5 protein-coding genes are annotated in these 3,642 nt (G+C 34.0%); all 5 read left to right on the top strand.

The features are described from left to right. Positions 1-184: 184 nt before the first annotated feature. The gene (locus tag CXF67_RS08695; RefSeq protein WP_102088402.1) at positions 185-1,237 is read left to right on the top strand and encodes a sensor histidine kinase; all 1,053 of its coding nucleotides are present in this window, start codon (positions 185-187) and stop codon (positions 1,235-1,237) included. Positions 1,238-1,307: 70 nt separating this feature from the next. Next, the gene (locus tag CXF67_RS08690; protein ID WP_102088401.1) at positions 1,308-2,057 is read left to right on the top strand and encodes a LytR/AlgR family response regulator transcription factor; all 750 of its coding nucleotides are present in this window, start codon (positions 1,308-1,310) and stop codon (positions 2,055-2,057) included. 158 nt (positions 2,058-2,215) lie between these two features. Continuing rightward, positions 2,216-2,479: a hypothetical protein gene (locus CXF67_RS08685; protein WP_102088400.1), complete on the top strand. Its 264-nt coding sequence runs from the start codon at positions 2,216-2,218 to the stop codon at positions 2,477-2,479. 37 nt (positions 2,480-2,516) lie between these two features. Further along, positions 2,517-3,206 carry a DUF2490 domain-containing protein gene (locus CXF67_RS08680; RefSeq protein WP_102088399.1) on the top strand — a complete coding sequence of 230 codons (690 nt, stop codon included), beginning with the start codon at positions 2,517-2,519 and terminating at the stop codon, positions 3,204-3,206. A gap of 11 nt (positions 3,207-3,217) precedes the next feature. Continuing rightward, a partial coding sequence (locus tag CXF67_RS08675) for a carbonic anhydrase (RefSeq protein WP_308302190.1) occupies positions 3,218-3,642 on the top strand: 425 nt, incomplete at its 3' end.

The following is a 3,642-nucleotide window of genomic DNA, read 5'->3' as shown; positions in this document are numbered from 1 at the left end:
ATTGCGACATTATAGGTTTAATTTGGTATAAGTTACATAAACCCTTAAGAATTTGTTTTGAACATATTAAACTAGTCATAATAGCTATCAACTTCAACTCATCCACCTCATTTTAAAACTCATCAATTTTTTAAATTTATTTATATCTTAATCTTCTATTTTTGGGTTCAGAAAAGATTCACTTATGAAAACGAAACCTTTACAGCAGTTCTTAAGATTTTTATGGATCTCGGCAGTAATTGCTATTGTCATCCAATTCATCAACTATATGGGCCGCGGTTGGGATTATAATCAGCTCATAGACTATAAGTCTCTCATTGTCAATTTCTCTTATGCCTTTATTATAGGAACCTTCAACATTATTTTTTTTACATTAATTGAACGCAAATTTTCATGGAGCAAACACCCAAAAACACTCACTGCTTTAGGAATTCCCGGTTCAGTTATTGTCTCGGTATTGGGGTTCTTGACAGCTAGACTCTTACACAGCGTTTGGATTTATGGGAATACCTTCGAAGGTTTTTTATCTAATCTAGGTTTTTGGGATTATCTATTTCCAGTATTTATAGCTCTCATTGTTACTCTTTCTTTTCACGCCTATTACTTTTATAAGTTTGGTGTAAAAGCTGAATTAAAAGTCCAACGTGAAATCAATGAAAATACCAAAGCCCAACACAGAGCCTTAAAGGACCAGCTCGACCCTCACTTTTTATTCAATAGTCTTAATGTACTTTCTGCACTTATTGAAGAAGATCCCAAAAAAGCTTCAGAATTCACCAACGCCATGTCTAAAGTTTACCGGTATGTTCTAGACCAGCGCCAAGAAGATTTGGTTTCTTTAGAGTCTGAGATTAAATTTGCGAAAACTTACCTCAACTTATTGATGATGAGATTTGAAGATAGTCTGCTTTTTAAAATCTCCATTCCTGATAATCACTATCAAATTATCCCCCTTTCTCTTCAGCTTTTATTAGAAAATGCCATAAAACACAATAAAGTGATTGAACACCAACCCTTACACATACACATTTATATAGACAAAAACTACTTAGTGGTTGAAAACACATTAAATCTTAAACCCAAGACCACAAATAGGAAGGGCATTGGTTTAGATAATATTATAAAGCGTTTTGCAGTCTTTACCGATAAAGAAATTTTATTAGAAGAGAATTCGACTCACTTTAAAGTCAAACTTCCTCTAATTCAACCTCAAAACGTACGAACTCCAGCCCAGTGAACAGACAAAAAGTAAAAGACTACTTTAACTGAATAATTTAAAACTAATAGTATAACCTAATTTTATTGAGATGAAAACCCTTGTAATCATAGAAGACGAAAAACCTGCCGCTAGACGTTTAGAACGCATAATTAATGACTTAGGTTATGAGGTCCAGAAAAAGTTACATTCGGTTGAAGAGTCTATTGACTGGTTTCAACATCAACCTAAAGTGGATTTGATATTTCTTGATATTCAATTGAGCGATGGATTATCTTTTGAAATTTTTGAAAAGGTAAAAGTTGAAGCTGATATTATTTTCACAACAGCTTACGATGAGTATGCCTTAAAGGCTTTTAAGTTGAACAGTATCGATTACCTCCTAAAGCCTATAGATGTTGAAGAACTTTCCCAAGCCCTCCAGAAATTCGAGAAAAGACATATTCCAAAACTCATCGATCCAGAGGCTTTGAAGAATTTGATGCAGGAGGAAACCTCAACATCTTCTTTCAAAACAAGGTTTTCAGTCAAAGTAGGGGACCATATTAAAACCTATCCGATAGACGAGATTGCCTGTTTTTATAGCGAATACAAAGCAACTTCCCTCGTTACATTTGAAGGTAAAAGTTATGTTATCGATGATTCTTTGAACACCTTAGAACAGCAATTGCCAACTACCGATTTTTTTAGGATTAATAGAAGCCATTTTATTAATTATAAAGCCATACAAGATCTGGTGAGCTATTCTTCAAGTCGGATCAAAGTCAATCTTAAGGGAGTAAAGGAACCAGCCATAGTGAGTAGGGAGCGTGTCTCTGACTTTAAGAAATGGATCGGATAATAGGGAGTAAACATCTTCTAGGTCAGTCAAATAAAGATTCTATAAATTCTAAAGCTATCTTTAAAAAATAGTGACACTTTTTAGGTTTTAGTTAATTATATTTTAACGAATCAAGCAAATTAATAGTTATAGTTTAAATTTATACTATAATTTAAGAAATGAGACTTATCTATTTCATCTTGGCTTTATCGCTATTCACATCCCAAGTCGATGATTATACCATCGATGTTACTGAGGTGAATCTTACTATTGAGGTTGAGGAAAGAAAGGCGTCTAATGAAGAAGACATCTTTATAAATTCATTTCTAAACCCCAATTTTAAACTCCTTTTTATAAAAAATAATAAGTTTAAATTTTGCCTACTTAGTTTTGATCAAATCCACTTAGAATTAAAACTGATTCCCCCAGATGTATTGAGTTAACAGAACAGAAGCTTCTTTTTAACTTAAATACGATTCAATGAAAATTTATTTTATTTTAATAGGATTTTTCCTATCCTATAACTCCTTAGCCCAAGTTGAAGAATCTAAACTTGGTGCATGGTACATGTATTTTTACAACGTAAATTTGAACGAAAGTGCTTGGGGTATTCAAGGTGACTTTCAATACCGTCATTGGAATACCATTGGTGATCTCGAACAATTATTATTGAGATCTGGGGTGACTTATACACCCAAAAACACCACTGCTGTTTTTACTGTAGGTTATGCTAATATTACAACTGGCACACCAGGTGAAAGCGATAACACCTTCGGTGAAAACAGAATTTATCAAGAAGCACTGATACCTCAAAAAATTGCTAAACGCTTTTTTTTAACGCATCGCTTTAGATACGAGCAACGGTGGATAGAAAACCAAGACTTTAGAACACGTTTGCGCTACAATTTATTTTTGAACATTACTTTAAATGGTACAGAATTAAAAAAAGGAGTGTTTTACGCTGCATTTTATAACGAATTGTTTATGAATGGTGAGCGCTCAAATGGTGTATCAGATCTTGAATTATTTGACCGTAACAGGACCTATTTTGGTATGGGCTATGCCTTAAGCTCTAGTTCCCGTGTTCAATTAGGTTGGATGCGTCAAGAAACCAATAATTGGACCAAAGGTCAACTCCAATTTAGTTTACATCAAAACTTAAACTTTTAAAACAACAAATTATGAAACGATTACTTTATACTCTCACGAAATCCTTAACACCAGGTCTAGTGAGTTGTACAAATAATGATCTTTCCAAAAGAGACCATTCCAAACAGGTTATAAACAGTACACTTTCACAGTTTCCAAAAGCAATAGTGCTATCCTGTCTGGACAGCAGAGTGCCTGTTGAGGATGTTTTTGACCGAGGAATTGGCGACCTATTCGTCGCTAGAGTAGCTGGTAACTTTGTGAATGAAGATATCTTGGGTAGCATGGAATTTGCGAGTAAAGTTTCAGGTTCAAAACTTATTTTAGTAATGGGTCATGAACACTGCGGGGCAATAAAAGCAGCCATAGATGATGTAAAATTGGGAAACATAACCTCCATGTTAGGAAATATAAAGCCAGCTTTGAAAAACATAGAATATGTTGGAGAAAGAACGTC

This window comes from Psychroflexus sp. MES1-P1E (assembly GCF_002836055.1).
In the GTDB taxonomy this organism is placed as follows: Bacteria; Bacteroidota; Bacteroidia; order Flavobacteriales; family Flavobacteriaceae; genus Psychroflexus.
This window is presented reverse-complemented; position numbering and strand designations above follow the sequence as displayed.